This is a genomic window from Kosmotoga pacifica (assembly GCF_001027025.1).
GTDB classification, from domain to species: domain Bacteria; phylum Thermotogota; class Thermotogae; order Petrotogales; family Kosmotogaceae; genus Kosmotoga_B; species Kosmotoga_B pacifica.
The window spans coordinates 1,191,532-1,206,770 of sequence record NZ_CP011232.1; the positions used below are offsets into that span (position 1 = coordinate 1,191,532).

Below are 15,239 nucleotides of genomic sequence, written 5' to 3' on the forward strand. Positions count from 1 at the left end.
TATAAAAAGATCAGCTTAGCGGCACTACCAGCTTGAAAGACAGGGCTTTTTACGTAGTTTTAGCGTTTCAGAATTTGGTGAATGAACAATAAAAAATGTATAATCCATATGTTCGACACCAATATGTGGAGGGGGTTGGATAATGAAGAAGCATATGCTTCTAGTGGTTTTGCTTTTGCTGGTCGCTTCGTTCCTCACAGCAAAAGCTTTGAAGGTTGCCTTTATCTACGTTGGACCTGTGGGAGACGCTGGCTGGACATACGCTCATGACCTTGGAAGACAGTATGCACAACAAGTGTTTGGTAGAGATGTCATAACCAGCTTCATCGAAAGCGTACCAGAAGGCGCGGAATCAGAGAGCGTTTTAAGGAACTACGCGCAAAGAGGATATGACCTCATCTTCGCAACGAGCTTCGGTTATATGGATCCGATTATAAACGTCGCAAAGAAATACCCCAAAACGATATTTATGCACTGTTCTGGCTACAAAACAGCTGAAAACGTTGGCACATATTTCGGTAGGATGTACGAACCGAGGTTCCTGACAGGCCTTATCGCTGGAATCATGACGAAGAGTAACATCATCGGCTATGTAGCCGCTCATCCGATTCCTGAAGTCATAAGGGGAATAAATGCCTTTGCTCTCGGCGTAAAGTATGTAAACCCCAATGCAAAGGTTCACGTTATATGGTCAAACACATGGTACGACCCGGCGATGGAAAAGGAAGCCGCGATTTCCCTGCTCGATATGGGTGCTGACGTTATAGCCCAGCATCAGGACTCACCGGCCCCTCAGCAAGCAGCTCAGCAGTATGGTGCTTATTCAATCGGCTATAATAGTGATATGAGAGAGTTTGCTCCAAAAGCATACCTTGGTGCTCCCATCTGGAACTGGGGCCCCTATTATGAAAAGGTGATAAGAGACGTTATGGCAGGGACATGGAAGAGCGAACAGTACTGGGGCGGTATGGCTGATGGGGTTGTTGACATAGACATCAGCGATCTCGTTCCAGATACAGTTAAAAAGCTCGTTTCTGTCTTCAAAGATGCCATCATAGAGGGGAAATTCCATCCCTTCAGCGGCCCTATATACGACCAGGATGGAAATTTGAGGATTCCAGCAGGCGATGTCGCCTCCGATGGGGAACTCCTCAGTATGGACTGGTTTGTGGATAATGTTGTGGGTACCATCCCAAAATGATATGCTCTGAAAATCAATAAGCGAAAGGGCCGGAAGGCCCTTTCGCTTATTAACACAATAGTCTGCTTTCCATTCAATTTAGGAAAGGGTGATACAGTGAGTGAAGAACGCCGTAATGTACTCGTGATGAAACACATTTCCAAGTACTTCACAGGGGTAAAGGCGAACGACGATATCAACATCGAACTCAGGCAAGGTGAGGTCCTTGCCCTTCTAGGTGAAAATGGAGCTGGAAAAACGACTTTAATGAATATACTCTTCGGCATATACAAAGCCGATAGCGGAGAGATCCTGATCAACGGGGAAAAAGCACATATTTCTTCACCTCACGATGCTCTGAAATATGGTGTAGGCATGGTTCAGCAACATTTCACCTTAGTTCCTTCGTTCACGACAGCAGAAAATATTGTTCTGGGTTTAAAAGAACTTGGCTTCATTCCCAAAACAAAGAATGTGGAGTCACGCATTGAAGAGCTTGGAAAGCGTTACGGGTTACCCGTGAATCCTCGTGCGAAAGTCTGGACATTGTCTGTCGGAGAGAAACAGCGCATTGAAATTCTGAAACTTCTTTACACGGGAGCGAAGATTCTGATTCTCGATGAGCCAACGGCTGTACTGACACCTCAGGAAGCCGAAGCACTTTTTGAAGCGGTGAGGAAGATGGTAGCAGATGGCGCATCGGTCATTTTCATAAGCCACAAGTTAGATGAAGTGATGGAAGTAAGCGACAGAGTCACAGTTCTACGCTCCGGAAAAGTCGTCGGAACAGCGAACACAGCTGAGATCACGAAAAACGACCTTGCCAGAATGATGGTTGGCAGAGAAGTAATACTGGACATCGAAAAACCGGAAGTTGAAATTGGAAAGAAGGTTCTTGAAATAAATAATCTTAAAGTCAAAAACGACAAAGGCCTTATAGCTGTTAACGGTATCAGTCTTGAAATAAGAGCCGGAGAGGTTCTGGGAATAGCCGGGGTTGCCGGTAATGGCCAGCGCGAACTCGCTGAAGCTGTCTACGGGCTTAGAAGGGCAGAGTCGGGGAAAGTTCTGCTTAATGGAAAAGACATCACCAATTTGAGCGTTTCCCGCAGAATAAGAGAAGGGATAGCATACATACCGGAAGACAGAAAAGAGACTGCGACATGTCCGGACCTCTCCGTGGCGAACAATCTCTTTCTCAAAAACACGATTACACGCCTTGTGAACTCTACTCATTATTTTGTCGATAGAAAGAAAATAATGGAAAAAGCATCGGAGCTTATTGAAAGCTACTCGATAATGACACCTTCCCCGAAGATGCCTGTGAAACTCCTGTCAGGTGGAAATATTCAAAAAGTCGTCCTTGCCAGAGAACTCTCCACTTCTCCATCTCTGATAATCGCATCACATCCGACACGTGGTCTGGATATAGGTGCCATGGAATTCGTATATAGGACCCTACTTGAACAAAAGAAAAGAGGTGCTGCTATATTGCTGCTTGCCGGCGAATTGTACGAAATCTTCAGACTCTCGGATCGCGTTGCAGTAATTTATGAGGGTGAAATCGCTGGTTACGCTCCACCTGACCCGGCTTATATCGAAGAAATCGGCCTTATGATGGGTGGAAGCAAGAAGGCGGGTGAAGCTCGATGAGGTTGAGGATAGAAAAACGTAAAGATATGCCATTTTACATGAACATCGTTGTCCCCGTGGTATCCATAGTCTTTTCTCTTTTCGTCATGGGGATTATCCTTTTAATCTTTTTTCAGAGAAGTGGCATGAGCTGGAGCGAAGCCTTTTCTGAGACATTCTCCGCTTATGGAGAAATGTTCTCCTGGCCCTTTGGGAATATATACGGCATTTATCAAACGTTGTTAAAGATGGTACCCCTTGCCTTCGTGGGGCTTGGGTTGTCCTTCGCTTACAGGATGAAAATATGGAACATAGGTGGTGAAGGCCAGCTTTACATGGGAGCCTTTGCAGCGACCTGGGGTGCTCTGTTCCTGTTTAAAGGTATCGAGAACAGTTTTCTAATGATAACCCTGCTACTTTTCATGGGAGCCCTTTTTGGTGCGCTATGGGCGGCGATACCAGCCTTTATGAAAGCCTTCGCCAAAACCGATGAAATTGTCGTCACACTCATGCTCAACTATGTCGCTATTTTCTGGGTAGATTACCTCGTATATGGCCCCTGGAAAGACCCGCAGGGCTACAATTTCCCTCTGACAGCAGAGTTTCCAGAAGCCGCGAAGCTCCCTACAATGTTCGATGGCGAAGTACATGCAGGGATCATAATGGTCATCATCCTCGCTATTATTCTTCAGTACGTTTACAGCCGAACGAGCTGGGGATTCAACTCGGCCATCGTTGGTGACAATCAACGAGCTGCGAAGTATGCTGGAATAAATATAGGTTTCTACACAATCGTCGCTTTGCTCGTGAGTGGTGCCATCGCTGGTATGGGTGGTGCCGTTCAGATGATGGGCATTCAGCACCGGTTACAACACGGTTTTTCTCCCGGTTACGGTTACACTGCAATAATCATCGCCTGGTTGGCAAAGCTGAATCCTATTGCGATATTACTGGTATCATTCCTGTTTGGTGGTCTTCTCGTTGGCAATGAGCAACTACAGATGTTCTATCGTTTGCCTCTCGCACTCATATTCATTTTCCAGGGACTTGTACTCTTCTCCCTGCTCGGTGGAGAAACCATTTTCAACTACAGAATAAGGTTCGTCAAGGAGAGGGTGGTAGAAGAATGAGCATGGACTCCTCTATTATCACCACGACGCTTCAGGCAACAATAAGAGCCGGGACCCCATTACTTTTCACCGTCCTGGGAGACATTTTTACGGAAAGGTCTGGCGTCATGAATCTTGGGCTTGAAGGTTTGATGTTAGTAGGAGCCATCAGCGGGTTCGTTGTTTCATATAGTACTGGAAATCTATTTCTCGCCGTAATCGCTGCTATGGTGGCGGGAGCTGTGCTGGGGTTGGTACATGCCTTTTTCACTGTAACCCTAAGAATCAACCAGGTAGTCAGCGGTCTGGCAATAACCATGCTTGGCACAGGTATAAGCGGACTGTGGGGAAAGGGATATATTGGCGTAGTCGCAGCTCAATTTAAACCGTTAGAACTTCCCGTGCTTTCAAAAATCCCTTTTATCGGTCCTGTTCTGTTCTCGCATGACATTCTCGTTTACCTGAGTTATTTGCTTGTTCCTCTCATGTGGTTCTACATATATAAGACAAAGCCTGGAATGGTACTCAGGGCAGTTGGTGAATCACCTTCCGCTGCCGATGCCCGTGGTATAAATGTCTTCATGACCAGATACCTTTACACGATGGTCGGAGGTGCAATAACAGCACTGGGAGGAGCCTATTTGTCCCTCGCTTACACTTCCATGTGGATCGAAAACATGACAGCAGGTCGTGGCTGGATCGGGATTGCTCTCGTACTCTTTGCAACATGGGATCCAGTAAAGGCTATGCTTGGTGCTTACCTCTTCGGAGGTGTTACCGCTCTCGGCTTGAGAATGCAGGCAGCAGGGACGACCATATCTTCACATATTCTCATGATGCTGCCGTATATCCTCACGGTTACCGTACTTTTCTTTACTTCGACCGAAAAGATAAAGCTCAAGGTTGGTGCTCCGGCCGCTCTTGGAGTTCCATATTCGAGGGAGGAGAAAACCTGATCACTCTTTACAAAATACCAGCACAAGAAAACCGCTAAGCATTATAGCCACTGCCATAGTGAAGAACATCTGGACATAAGAATGAGAAGCGATAACACCAGCCACCAGTGGCCCCAGCATCTGACCAAGGGATCTTGAGGAACGCAGGACACCCAGGAATTCCGCTTTCCTTTTCCTGGGTGAGTGCGTTACCACGAAAGTGGCCGCACCGTTGATAAACGCTCCAAAGGCTATGCCAAGTGAGAAATAAGCGATGGCAACTGCTATCCAGTTGTTTCCCACAGCGAAAAGCAAAGCTGTCAATGACGTCAGAAACATTCCAAAGGTAGCGCTAGTCTTGGCCTTAATCTTTCCAATTAACCTGCCGAAATAGATATGGGAGAATATCTGAATGAGGGGGTTTATGGCAGTTAAAATAACCGCTAGGGATTTTGAAAGCCCCATTTCTTCTGTAAGATAAACAGCAATTAAAGAGGTCGTGCCTGCTATACCAAATTGCCTCATAAAGCTACCCATGTATATTGCCCAGATACCGTTTTTCAACATGGGGGCAGGATCTACTACAAACGGAAGGAAAGCAGCGATAAAGCCCTTCTTTCTTTCTTCGCTTGATATAACCGTCCTATTGATACCTTTCATGAAAAATACCGGTACAACTGTGGATAGGGCTATAATTGAAAAGAAAAAGATCGTTGACCTGACGGAAAGCCAGAGCAACAGAACAGAGATTAAAATCCTCCCAATGAACATACCCATGGAACTCGCAGCATTCAACAGGGATATCTCTTTAGATGTGGAAGATACATTCTCTTCCTCTGCAAGTTCGGTACTCAGAGACATTGTAATGGGCTGGAAAGCTGAACCAAAAAACGCAATCACCGCACCAAGTAAAATGAATTGATAGGGTAATTGCACGAATGCGTAAAGAATATACAGCAACCCAGGAACAAGCAACGTAATACCCAGTAGGAATCTCCTATTGTTGATCCTGTCGGAAACAGCGCCCCAGACAGGCGAACCGAGAGTATTGAAAGCTCCCCTAACAGTTGCAAGGGCGCTTACAACTACAATTGAAATCCCCAGCTCTCTGAGCCGGAGCTGGAGTAACATACCAAAACTCAAAACCGCTGTAAATCTCAAAACCGCAACCATGAGGAGTGGTATTCTCGTTTTCATGTAAACCACCTTTGTTAGGTAAACTAACCAAATGATAACACACAACGAAAGGAGATAGGTTATGAACGCGGAAATAATTTCAGTGGGTACAGAGCTTCTTTTGGGAAATATTGTGAACACTAACGCGCAATACCTTTCAAAGAGACTAGCAGAACTTGGACACTTTGTGTACAGACAGACAACAGTTGGAGATAATGCCGAAAGGCTGGCACAGGTGCTGAAAGAAGCCCTTGAACGCACTACCCTCATAGTAATGACCGGAGGCCTTGGGCCCACACAGGACGACCTAACGAAGGAAACAGTGGCGAAGCTGTTCAACCGCAAACTTCTACTGGACGAAGTTTCGCTGAAACGAATAAGGGAACGAACGGGTGAAATAGAACTTTCAGATGCCAATAAAAAGCAGGCTTATATCCCGGAAGGTGCGATCCTCCTTCCGAACGACGTCGGTACTGCACCAGGGTGCATTCTCGAAGACAGAGGAAAAATCATAGTGTTGCTTCCCGGTCCTCCTGTTGAAATGGAAAATATGTTTGAAAGATACGCCGCACAGCACCTCAAACATTACAGCGAAGGAGTTCTGGTATCCAGAATATTAAGGATTTTCGGACTCCGCGAGAGCCAACTTGCAGGGATTTTGAAAGACTTTTTTGAGCGGTATGAAAATCCCACGGTGGCACCATACGCTTCCGATGGAGAAGTTACGGTAAGGATAACCGCCAGAGCAACAGATAAAAAACAAGCAGAAAAAATGATCGCGCCGGTCGCGGAGGAAATTATAAAAAGACTTGGAGATCACATATATGCGGAAGGCAAAACGTCACTGGAGGAAGTTGTCATCGAAATGCTTAAGAAAGCACACCTATCAATTGCTACTGCTGAGTCCTGTACTGGAGGGCTTATGGCTTCAAAACTCATCAACGTTCCAGGCGCTTCTGAGGTCTTCAAAGAAGGCATCATAGCGTACAGCAACGAAGCTAAAATGCGCTTGCTTGGTGTTACCTCCCAGATCTTAAAGACCCATGGAGCTGTGAGCGCTGAAACGGCTTTGGAAATGGCTAAAGGTGTTGCGACTCTTGCTGGTTCGGATATCGGAGTTTCCATTACTGGAATAGCTGGTCCAGGAGGTGGGACTCCTGAAAAGCCTGTGGGCCTTGTCTATATAGGAATATGGTTTGCTGGAAGGAAAAGTGTGAAAAAATTACAGTTACACGGTAATCGAAACTGGATCAGGTTAAAATCGGCACTTTACGCTCTTGATACCCTTAGAAGGGTATTGAAAACTCAATCGAAATGATAGGTCTCCGATAGCAAATCGTGGTATTTTTGAAGCCATTTGTCACCTGCTTTAGATCCATAAGGTATGTTTAGCAGGTGTTCGCGAAGCTTTTCGCCTATGTCCATTGCCGCTTTTAACTTCAACAGCACATCGATGCGTGTAAGACCGTAGGTTAGCTTGAGCAAGCTGGAAAAAGCTGGAGTTCTCTGGTAGATACCATGAATGGAGGCATGAAGCTCTTTGGCACCAAGGATGTTCTTTTTCATAAGCCAGTCTAAAGTCTCCGGAGAGAAGGATTGCATCCTTCTCCGTAAAACATCATAGAATGCAAGATCAGCTCCTTTAGTCAGGAAATAGTCTCTTTCGTAGAGCGAGCCTCTTTCATCAGGGTTGAACCTCGATCGTAAGAGTGCATTACCGGCAATGAGAGCGGCTCTCATAGCGTTACCTGCGCCACAACCAGAGGTCGGGATCGCCTGAAAAGCGCTATCACCTACCAAAAGTACGCCATGAGAATACAGCACCGGATAGGAAGAAGCGACCGGAATAACACCACCGCCACCTCTCAACCTTTCACCGAGCCGAAGTTGTTTGATTTTTTCCTGCACCGTAGTTTCAGGCTCAGGATAATCTTTCCCCAGTTGTATTCCTGCTCCTACATCGACCCGGCCATCGGTCTCTGGATGTACCCAGCTATAACCACCATTCACACCGTAATAATACGTAAGCCAACCTTTTAAAATCTCTTCTCCCTTACCATTCCATCGCCTTACTTCACGATACGCCCGCGAAGTATCGGTTTCGGGAAGACCCACCTTGAACCCGGAGCTTTGAGGCATTAGACTTTTAATGGCACCTTTTAGTCCTGTGCAATCAGCTACAAGATCCGCCTTGAGTTCCACAGCTTTATCACCTATATTGAACTTCAAACCTTTGCATCTACCCGAAGAGTCCAGAAAGGGTCTGACGGCACTGACTTCGAAATACAGCATTCCATCGAGTTCTTTGACTTTCTTCAACAACCGCCTGTGAAGGAGTTTCATGTCTACGATTTCGAAGGCATAGTCTAAAAAGAATTCTTTGCTCTGGAGTGGAGAGATGATGTGAAGACCCTTCGGTCTTGCGGTGATTTCTTCTTCTGAGAGACCGATATCGGGATTCTCCAGAACTTCTCTTTCGATGGAGTCTGCCCAGTTGTGCCCAAGCTCTTCTGCGGCCTTGATCTCCACAATCGCGACTTTCATCCCGCCAGAAAGGCATTTCATAGCGAGTGTCAATCCTGCGACGCCGGCGCCGGCAACGATGAGGTCATACTTGAACATAAAATTCCCCCTATTTCCCCCAGACCAAAAAGGAGTGTGTAAAATCATTGAATTTTGAGACGGAAGAGTGTAAAGTAATAAATGAAGCACTCTATTTTAACATACCTTTGACCACCAATTCTATCGCTTCGTTTTCTGTAAGACCTTTAGCCATGAGAGTCTCGAGTTGTTTTATATTCATACGGCCTATAGAAGCTTCATGAGTTAATTCAGCTTTCTCGTCCTTAACATAGAGTTCGGGGACAGTACTAACGTTCACGTTACCCCCTTTGACAATTTCTTTGCACTCTATGTGCCCCCTCGCGTAGGGGGCGTTTCCATATGCTCGGTTTATTATATGCGCTTTGCTACTATCGGTAGCGAAAATAACAGTTTTAGCGATACCAGAAGCTCTTTCTCCATTCAGATTCAGCTCTTCGATGATTTTGACGGAATCGTCCTGCTTTTCATACACTTTCGACTCTATCTCAGCTACAGCTTCTTTATCGAGATCTACCTTCATTTCTATTTCAAGTTTTCCGACCCGAGTTTTTGTGAGGTGAAAGGTGTTTTTAAACACTCCTTTTTTACCAACGGTTGCATTGTAAGTGGCTTTGACCGTTACTCCGCCGTCTTCGCTGTGGAAATGCACATCTTCATAGTTCATTTCTGCACTTTCTGAAAGCTCGATATCCGATATCATTCTATGAGTGAAACTTTTCCCATTTGGAAAAACGCAATGAGACAGGAAGCTGACTTTTGCATTTTTCCCAAGCTTGATGTGAATCAACACCAGCTGGGTCCCTTCCGGTTTCAGATAACCGGTGCAGAGATGAATGGGGTTCTCGATTCTGATGTCATCTTCCACATCAAGCCAGATTTCAACGCCATTATCTCTGCTTTCAGCTCTCAAATTCACGCCTTCAACGGTGTTCCTTCCAATAATCTTATCTCCACTGATTATTATCGAAACTATATCCCTTCTTAAAAACCGGGAAGCATCACCGCCAGATTTCTCATAATATTCGGCGATCTTTTCGAATTCCCTCTGATAGTTACTTTCTATCATCTGCTTTCACCATCCCTGCCTTCGTTATCTTCCGGGCTATTTACGTGGTTACAATTATCACAGAGTTTCTTATAAAAAGTCACTATTTCCTGAGGTGTTCCGCTTGCGAGAAGCCGACCACCACACATTAGATAAGCTTCATCTGCCATCATGGCGATCTCCTCACGGTGTGTTATCACGATAACGGTACTTCCATTGCTTTTCAATTTCTCGACCACCGCTTTGATCATCTCATTCGACATGATATCTATACCAGAATCTGGTTCATCCAGAACAACAACTCTTGGTTTAAGGAGCACAATTGAAGCAAGTTCAACTCTTTTTCTCTCACCACCACTCAATGTTGCATCCACATACCTATCAAGGTAAGCCTCTGATAGTCCAACCAGTTTAAGTGCTTCGACAATTTCGTCCCTGGAGAGTCGCTGTTTGCCTCCGAGATTGAGATATTCTCTAACTGTTATACCATCAAAACGCACCGGCTCCTGAAGAGCGAGGGTTATACCCAGCTTCGCTCTTTCATAGACCCCGAGGTCTTTGAGGGATATCGAGTCAAGGTACAACTCTCCTTCGTGCTCGCGATAAGCTTCAAGGCCCATAATTATACTTGCAAGCGTGGATTTGCCAACACCATTGTTTCCAAGCATGGCATATACCTTTCCATCTTCGAACTGCACAGTCATGTCCCTTAAAATTGCCCTTCCGTTCTTTTTATAACGAACATTCTTCAAGACAAGCATGGAAAGCCCTCCTGGAATAAGATATACAACAACTATCATATACCCAAAATGTGAAGTATTTAATAAGCATCAAGTGAATAATGGTATCATTGTTGGAGATAACTGATGGGATGAGCGCGTTGAAACGGAGGGAATGGAATGTGGTATCCAGGGCACATAGAAAAAGCCAAAAAACAGATCGGAAAGCAATTAAAAATAGTAGACACGGTTATCGAATTACTTGATGCCCGGATTCCCTACACCAGCAGGGCTTATGAATACGAGTACCTGTTTCAGAACAAGCCGGTGATATTCATCCTCAACAAAGAAGATCTTGCTGATCCGCAAATTACCAGGAAATGGCTGAATTATTTCAGGAAAAAAGGCCAGTTAGTACTGGTCACGAATCTGAAAAAGGTGAATGCGAAAGACTTCCTCATGAGGAGGGTCTTTCCACTCGTAAAGAGCAAATTCGCTGAAAAGAGAATCATGATAGTAGGCATACCAAATGTAGGAAAATCCACATTTATAAATAGATTAAGGGGTAAAAGATCCCTTACTGTTGGCAATATACCCGGGGTTACTCGTGGTGTTCAATGGATCACAGCGGGTGAAAACCTCATGGTTCTGGATACCCCCGGTATTATTTATACCCGACTTCACAGCCCTACGATCATAACAAAATTATTGGCTGTAGGTGCCCTTCCAGCAGAAAAGATGGACACAATCGAAGCTGCAAAGAACGTGTTTAACCTCTTAATAGAAAGATACTCTCATGCTCCTTTGGAAGATAGGTTAAAAAAATCTTTTGAGGATCCAATAGACTTTCTGGAGAAATTCACAGAAAGGCGAGGGCTTCTCAAAAGTCATGGAGAACTCGATGTAGAAAAAGGAGCATTCATTTTTTTAAGAGAGGTAGCAGACGGTAAATTTGGCCGCTTCTCTTACGAAACGCCGGAAGAAGTTGAGATTCTTCTGAAGAACAAGGAAAAGAAGCAGAACGACAGTAAGGGGGTTTAGTATGTACGCATCGGTAAAAGAATTATATGCGCGATTCAACAGAATACTGGGTGAGATCATTCCATATAGAATTAAAAAAAGGGAGAAGCTGGATAACTGGCTCTTCGTCCGTTCAGAATCAGATGTTCCTCCTGAAGAAGGCGGAATCAAGATAAATGCAGGGTTCAAATGGCCTCCCGAACCTTTTCCTGTCTGGTTTGTGAAAAAGATGGAATTTCCGCAGGTAAAAGCAGAAGAAAGCTTATTACTCGAGGTCTGGACCGGTGGAGAGAGTCTCTTGCTCATCGACGGAAAGGCCTATGGTGAGATAAACGAGTATCACAGGAGCGTCGATCTTTCTGAGTTCGCCGATGGCAAAAAGCACACAATAGCTATCCAGACTGTACCAAAAGGACTCTTTGGCACCAGCGTTTTCGAACCTGTGTTTGAAGGAGGCTTACTTCTCACAATAGACGTGGGAATCGACGCTTCAATCACAGCTTTCCGTATAGCGATGGAAGTCCTGAAAAACACGAAGAATCCCTTGCTTGTGGAAAAACTGGCCATGTTTTTAGATGAAGCCTTTTCAAATGTACAAATTCCACGCGATTCGCAATCATATTTCATGGCGGCAAAAGGCAATCCTGCGCTGTATCCGGAAGTCTCGAAAATATGGGCTCCCGAGAAATTCGAAGCTTCTTCTGGAAATTTACTTTCTGTTGACCAGCGTGAATCGATAATCAAAGGCGCAGAAAGGCTGAAAAAAAGGCTCGAAGAACTCAAAGGCCTCATTCCGCCAATCGGAAAGCTAATTATATCGGGACAATCACACATTGACTATGCATGGCTTTGGCCTATTGAAGAGACCAAAAGGAAGATCAGAAGAACGTTTGCAAATTCCGTAAGGCTCGCCAGAAAATACAGGAATTTCATATATGCCCAGTCCTCCGCTCAGATGTATAAAGATATAAAAGAGAAGGATCCAGAACTCTATAATGAAATAAAAGAACTTGTCAGGAAAGGGCAATGGATTCCTATCGGTGGTATGTGGGTTGAAAGCGACTGCAACGTTCCTGGTGCGGAGTCTCTCATCAGGCAGTTTCTACTAGGACAAAGATTTTTCATGCGAGAGTTTGGTATTAAGAGCAGAACTGCGTGGTTACCGGATGTTTTTGGTTTCAGCTGGATACTGCCACAAATACTGAAGAACGCCGGAATAGAGTATTTCTTCACTATAAAACTCAACTGGAACGAGAAGAACAAAATGCCTTCAGATCTCTTTAGATGGCGTGGCATAGATGGTTCAGAAGTGATATACCACAGCTTTGACAACCCTAATGGTAACTATAATGGTCATCTTGAACCCTTCGATATAATTCAGACATGGGAAAACTATAAAGATAAAGCCACCCACCCGGTGAGTCTGTTCACTTTTGGTTTCGGTGACGGGGGCGGTGGACCGACAGACGAAATGTTGGAAAATTACAATATTCTTCACGACTTCCCTGGCTTGCCGAAACTTGAGATGAAGCCTCCACAAGAGTATTTCGAAGAGGTTTCCGGAAAGGCGGATAAACTGCCCGTTTGGGACAATGAGCTCTACTTTGAGCTCCACCGTGGTACCCTTACAAGCCAATCGCGGACAAAGAAGCTTCATAAAAAGGGTGAAGACCTTCTGTATGATGTTGAACTCCTTTCAAGATTGGCATTTGATGATAACGAATATCCCTCACAGGAAATAAGCAGAGCCTGGGAAGTCCTCCTGCACAACGAATTTCATGATATTCTTCCAGGTTCGTCGATAGCGGAGGTTTACAGAGATGCCGAAGCTGAACTTTCAAAAATGCTGGAAGATCTCGTTGCATTAAAAGAGCGAGCTCTGAAGAGGCTCATAGAATATTCTGAAAACAGGATAACAGTTATCAATACTGGCACTTACCCGAAAAAATTGATTTTCAATGCTAACCTTGGAGGAAAAGTCCTCAAAAGAAGTGATGGTGAAATATTGAAACCCCAGAAGACACAGGATGGTCAGTGGCTTTATTGTGCTGAAAAAAATATTGCCCCATTTTCCATCGAAAGTCTCGAGATACTCGACGAAACCGCTGAAGTTGAAATGCCAATAAAGGAGTCAAATATCCTTGAAAACGAGTTTTTAAGGGTTACTGTTCATGAAGACGGCAGCCTTTCCATTTACGATAAGGAGTTCAATCGGGAAGTCTTCAAAGGTGAAGGTAACCAGTTATGGCTTTACAACGACGTCCCTGCTTACTGGGACGCTTGGGACGTTGACTACCACCACAAGATCTATGGCAAAAGGCTCAAGGCTAACTCCATTGAAAAAGTAGAAATAGGGGAAATTCGATCCACAATCAGAGTCACCTATAACTTTGAAAGCAGTCGTATCACACAGAATATTTCGCTTCTAAAGGATTCAAGAAGAGTGGATGTACACACACAGGTTGACTGGCACCATAGGAGGAGCTTACTCAAAGCACTGTTCCCCGTCAATGTGCTTTCACGTTCCGCAAGATATGATCTTTCAGCAGGTTATATCGAGCGCCCAACGCATAGAAACACAGACTTTGAAAAAGCTCGCTTTGAAGTTCCAGCACATCGTTGGATGGATATTTCTGAAAGGGATTATGGGACAAGCATTCTCAACGATGGTAAGTACGGACACAGTTGCCATGATAACGTAATGGAATTGACTCTGTTACGCTCGCCAGTATTCCCCCACTTTTTTGGTGACGAAGGAAAGCATTCCTTCACGTACGCCATTTATCCTCACCCGGGTTCTGATTTGCTGGATGTTGTCAAAGAGGCTGAAGCTCTTAATAGAGCGCTCCTTGTGATCCCCGGTAAACCTTCTACTACGGGAAGATTCCTAACTATCGATGCTGATACTCTAAAACTGCTTGCCTTGAAACGCGCTGAAGATGGTGGCACTGTTGTGAGAGTTGCGGAGGTATTAGGCTCGCGTGGAAAAGCTCATATAAAACTATCTGGAAAGTTCAAAGAAGTGTGGTTGGCTTCAATCTTAGAAGAACCTTTACAGAAATTGGAAATCGTGGATTCAACGGTTGAAATAGAATACGACCCCTTCAAGATATACACGTTTTTGTTGAAATGACGGAGATTTGGAGGTATATTTATGTGTGATAATGAACCGGTTGAAATCGTATCATATGACCCGGTATGGCCAGAGCTTTTCGAAAGAGAGAAAGTTAAATTGCTTAATGTTCTGGGAGAATCGGTGCAGATTGAGCACATCGGCAGTACATCGGTAGTTGGACTTTGCGCCAAACCGATAATCGACATTATGATAGGTTTACGTAACCTTTCCGGGGTATGGAAATACATCGATTCAATAATGTGCCTTGGTTACACTTATGTTCCGGAATATGAGAAGCTAATGCCTGAGAGGCGATATTTTAGAAAGAAAGGATTTCATATTCACATGGTTGAGAAGGAAAGTCCTTTCTGGAAGAGCCACATTTTCTTCAGGGACTTCCTCCGGAAACACCCGGAAACCGCAAAAGAATATTGTGAGTTGAAGAAAAAGCTAGCAAAAAAGTACAGAAATGAACGCGAAAAATACACTGATGCTAAAGGGCCATTCATTCAAAACATTTTGAAAAATTTGTCTGGTATTGGAGGTAAAAACAAATGAAGTTCTTCAGTCGACTTTTCAACGCGTGGAAAATGCGTTGTCCCATAATCTCGTGGATAGAGAAGAAACGGATGAAGAAGCAAAAATTCTATGTGAAAGGCAAGTGGTAATAGGCACCTATTTTTCTCGTGCCGTCTTTCTTATCT

General features: G+C 44.6%; 12 protein-coding genes. 8 read left to right on the forward strand and 4 right to left on the reverse strand.

The genetic code is table 11. The features are described 5' to 3' along the window. Positions 1–142 precede the first annotated feature (142 nt). The 4 genes from IX53_RS05560 (at position 143) to IX53_RS05575 (ending at position 4,877) form a co-directional block, all read left to right on the forward strand. Positions 143–1,201: a BMP family ABC transporter substrate-binding protein gene (locus IX53_RS05560; protein WP_047754507.1), complete on the forward strand. Its 1,059-nt coding sequence runs from the start codon at positions 143–145 to the stop codon at positions 1,199–1,201. Positions 1,202–1,327: 126 nt separating this feature from the next. Then, positions 1,328–2,833, forward strand: coding sequence for an ABC transporter ATP-binding protein (locus tag IX53_RS05565; protein ID WP_047755476.1), 1,506 nt, complete (start codon positions 1,328–1,330; stop codon positions 2,831–2,833). Further along, the gene (locus IX53_RS05570; RefSeq protein ID WP_047754508.1) at positions 2,830–3,942 is read left to right on the forward strand and encodes an ABC transporter permease; all 1,113 of its coding nucleotides are present in this window, start codon (positions 2,830–2,832) and stop codon (positions 3,940–3,942) included. The genes IX53_RS05565 and IX53_RS05570 overlap by 4 nt, the downstream gene beginning before the upstream one ends. A 2-nt stretch (positions 3,943–3,944) precedes the next feature. Next, complete coding sequence (locus IX53_RS05575) at positions 3,945–4,877, forward strand: ABC transporter permease (RefSeq protein WP_420811585.1); 933 nt, start codon at positions 3,945–3,947, stop codon at positions 4,875–4,877. Here IX53_RS05575 and IX53_RS05580 read toward each other — a convergent pair whose 3' ends face one another. Then, positions 4,878–6,053, reverse strand: coding sequence for an MFS transporter (locus IX53_RS05580; protein WP_047754510.1), 1,176 nt, complete (start codon positions 6,051–6,053; stop codon positions 4,878–4,880). Between the two features lie 61 nt (positions 6,054–6,114). Here IX53_RS05580 and IX53_RS05585 point away from each other — a divergent pair, with 61 nt between their 5' ends. Further along, the gene (locus IX53_RS05585; RefSeq protein ID WP_047754511.1) at positions 6,115–7,350 is read left to right on the forward strand and encodes a competence/damage-inducible protein A; all 1,236 of its coding nucleotides are present in this window, start codon (positions 6,115–6,117) and stop codon (positions 7,348–7,350) included. Here IX53_RS05585 and IX53_RS05590 read toward each other — a convergent pair. From IX53_RS05590 to IX53_RS05600, 3 genes are all read right to left on the reverse strand, one after another. After that, the gene (locus IX53_RS05590; protein ID WP_047754512.1) at positions 7,338–8,654 is read right to left on the reverse strand and encodes an NAD(P)/FAD-dependent oxidoreductase; all 1,317 of its coding nucleotides are present in this window, start codon (positions 8,652–8,654) and stop codon (positions 7,338–7,340) included. The two genes, IX53_RS05585 and IX53_RS05590, sit on opposite strands and share 13 nt — an antisense overlap. Before the next feature lie 91 nt (positions 8,655–8,745). Further along, positions 8,746–9,702, reverse strand: coding sequence for a SufB/SufD family protein (locus IX53_RS05595; protein WP_047754513.1), 957 nt, complete (start codon positions 9,700–9,702; stop codon positions 8,746–8,748). Next, entirely contained in the window at positions 9,699–10,442 is a 744-nt protein-coding gene (locus IX53_RS05600; RefSeq protein WP_047754514.1) for an ATP-binding cassette domain-containing protein, read from the reverse strand. The genes IX53_RS05595 and IX53_RS05600 overlap by 4 nt, the downstream gene beginning before the upstream one ends. A gap of 138 nt (positions 10,443–10,580) precedes the next feature. On the opposite strand from IX53_RS05600, the gene ylqF reads away from it, so the two are divergent. The 3 genes from ylqF to IX53_RS05615 are packed head-to-tail and all read left to right on the forward strand — an operon-like array spanning position 10,581 to position 15,093. Continuing rightward, entirely contained in the window at positions 10,581–11,441 is an 861-nt protein-coding gene (ylqF, locus tag IX53_RS05605; RefSeq protein ID WP_047754515.1) for a ribosome biogenesis GTPase YlqF, read from the forward strand. 1 nt (position 11,442) lies between these two features. After that, a complete protein-coding gene (locus IX53_RS05610) occupies positions 11,443–14,553 on the forward strand; it encodes an alpha-mannosidase (RefSeq protein WP_047754516.1) in 3,111 nt (1,036 codons plus the stop codon). Positions 14,554–14,574: 21 nt separating this feature from the next. Beyond that, entirely contained in the window at positions 14,575–15,093 is a 519-nt protein-coding gene (locus IX53_RS05615) for a GrpB family protein (RefSeq protein WP_047754517.1), read from the forward strand. Positions 15,094–15,239: the final 146 nt, after the last annotated feature.

Coding starts and splice junctions, on each gene's coding strand:
- IX53_RS05560 (WP_047754507.1), top strand. CDS start 143: ATGAAGAAGCATATGCTTCTAGTGGTTTTGCTTTTGCTGGTCGCTTCG.
- IX53_RS05565 (WP_047755476.1), top strand. CDS start 1,328: ATGAAACACATTTCCAAGTACTTCACAGGGGTAAAGGCGAACGACGAT.
- IX53_RS05570 (WP_047754508.1), top strand. CDS start 2,830: ATGAGGTTGAGGATAGAAAAACGTAAAGATATGCCATTTTACATGAAC.
- IX53_RS05575 (WP_420811585.1), top strand. CDS start 3,945: ATGGACTCCTCTATTATCACCACGACGCTTCAGGCAACAATAAGAGCC.
- IX53_RS05580 (WP_047754510.1), bottom strand. CDS start 6,053: ATGAAAACGAGAATACCACTCCTCATGGTTGCGGTTTTGAGATTTACA.
- IX53_RS05585 (WP_047754511.1), top strand. CDS start 6,115: ATGAACGCGGAAATAATTTCAGTGGGTACAGAGCTTCTTTTGGGAAAT.
- IX53_RS05590 (WP_047754512.1), bottom strand. CDS start 8,654: ATGTTCAAGTATGACCTCATCGTTGCCGGCGCCGGCGTCGCAGGATTG.
- IX53_RS05595 (WP_047754513.1), bottom strand. CDS start 9,702: ATGATAGAAAGTAACTATCAGAGGGAATTCGAAAAGATCGCCGAATAT.
- IX53_RS05600 (WP_047754514.1), bottom strand. CDS start 10,442: ATGCTTGTCTTGAAGAATGTTCGTTATAAAAAGAACGGAAGGGCAATT.
- ylqF (WP_047754515.1), top strand. CDS start 10,581: ATGTGGTATCCAGGGCACATAGAAAAAGCCAAAAAACAGATCGGAAAG.
- IX53_RS05610 (WP_047754516.1), top strand. CDS start 11,443: ATGTACGCATCGGTAAAAGAATTATATGCGCGATTCAACAGAATACTG.
- IX53_RS05615 (WP_047754517.1), top strand. CDS start 14,575: ATGTGTGATAATGAACCGGTTGAAATCGTATCATATGACCCGGTATGG.